Source organism: Oleiphilus sp. HI0123, from assembly GCF_001635315.1.
Genome location: NZ_LWGE01001743.1, coordinates 1 through 1493, shown reverse-complemented (window position 1 = coordinate 1493; position 1493 = coordinate 1). Strand labels below are relative to the sequence as shown.

The following is a 1493-nucleotide window of genomic DNA, read 5'->3' as shown; positions in this document are numbered from 1 at the left end:
TTTTAATAAAGACTGGACGCAAGAGGATGGCGGTGAGTTAGTTGTATACAAGGATCAGGATGATCAAGAAGGGCAAAAAGTGCTTCCTAGCTTCGCGACACTGGTGGTCTTTCTTAGTGAAGAGTTTCCGCATGAAGTGCTGCCAGCTAAAAAGGATCGCTACTCGATTGCGGGTTGGTTTCGGGTGAATACTTCTTCGGCGGACCGGGTTGACCCGCCGGAGTAAAACGAAATGAGAGAAAAGTAAAGAAAGGGGACGGAGGGATTATTAATTGACCAGCAGACAAACTTCTCCGTAAACCCAAACTCTGATACTTTCAATGATTCTTAATCCATACGCAAAAAGGAGTTTGCGATGCCGAGAAGAAAAAGGATGTATTTGCCTGACGTGCCCTTTCATATTGTTCAGCGCGGGAATAATCGAGAAGCCTGTTTTTACTCACCTGAAGATTACCAATTTTACTTGCATGTTCTAGGCGAGGTACTGAGCCGTTACAATGTGGCGCTTCATAGTTATGTTTTGATGACCAATCATGTGCATTTACTTATGACAGCTTCAGAGCAAGATGGTATTTCTCAAGTGATGAAGGTGTTGGGTAGCCGTTATGCGCAGTACTTTAATAAGACGTACAAGCGCACAGGAACGTTATGGGAAGGTAGGCACAAATCAAGCCCTATTGATGGGGTGGCCTATTTGTTGAAATGTTATCGATATATCGAACTAAATCCGGTGACAGCGAAAATGGTTGAGCGGCCGGAAGAGTACAAATGGAGTAGCTATGGCTCAAATGCCTATGGTGATGAGCATGTTGTGACAACTCCGCATGAACTGTATCTTGAGTTAGGCAGTGATATAGAGCAAAGATGCTATCAATATCGTGAGTTATTTAAAGAAAGCTTGAGTGGCTCAGATGTGCACGGGATTCGGTTAGCAGAACACTATTGCCAACCGCTGGGTTCCGATAGGTTCAAGATCCAAGTTGCCGAGAAGACAGGGCAAAAGATTGGCCAGATGCGTAGAGGGAGACCAAAAAATGGCTAATAAATAATCCCTCCGTCCCCTTAAACATTACAATTATGTCGTTAATCCAAACCGCCAAGATGAATGGATTGGAAGCATACGCCTATCAGAAAGATGTGCTTAACCGATTACCGTCGCATAAGAATAATCGGCTGGATGAGTTATTGCCACATAACGGGAAGGCTGATCAATAGGTAATGCCCAGACGCTTACAAGGATCTTGTATAACTTAAAGATTAGGTGGCTCGTTTTCTATGATGTAATCAGATAATCTATATAGGGCTGTAATTTAGTATACCGTCACGTTGCGGTGATGGAGTTGGTAGGCTTAAGTTGTTGTTACAATGAACGAAGTGATAAGAAAGAGGAGGCTGAGTCGCTCGATGACAATAGGACCTTATAAAATGGTGAGAAATGTTTAATAAGTATGATATTGCGGCAGTGATACCTGTCAGACTTGGTAGTTCAAGAG

General features: G+C 43.2%; 2 protein-coding genes and 1 pseudogene. All 3 read left to right on the top strand.

Features of this window, described 5'->3' with window-relative positions; genetic code table 11:
• The coding region (locus A3761_RS23535) for a 2OG-Fe(II) oxygenase (protein WP_197473207.1) at nucleotides 1-226 on the top strand (226 nt) is incomplete at its 5' end.
• A gap of 129 nt (nucleotides 227-355) precedes the next feature.
• Complete coding sequence (locus A3761_RS23530) at nucleotides 356-1042, top strand: transposase (protein WP_068507732.1); 687 nt, start codon at nucleotides 356-358, stop codon at nucleotides 1040-1042.
• Nucleotides 1043-1074: 32 nt separating this feature from the next.
• Nucleotides 1075-1215 (top strand): annotated as a pseudogene (locus tag A3761_RS25960) (transposase domain-containing protein); the annotation flags it as partial.
• Between the last annotated feature and the right edge of the window lie 278 nt (nucleotides 1216-1493).

Coding starts and splice junctions, on each gene's coding strand:
- A3761_RS23530 (WP_068507732.1), top strand. CDS start 356: ATGCCGAGAAGAAAAAGGATGTATTTGCCTGACGTGCCCTTTCATATT.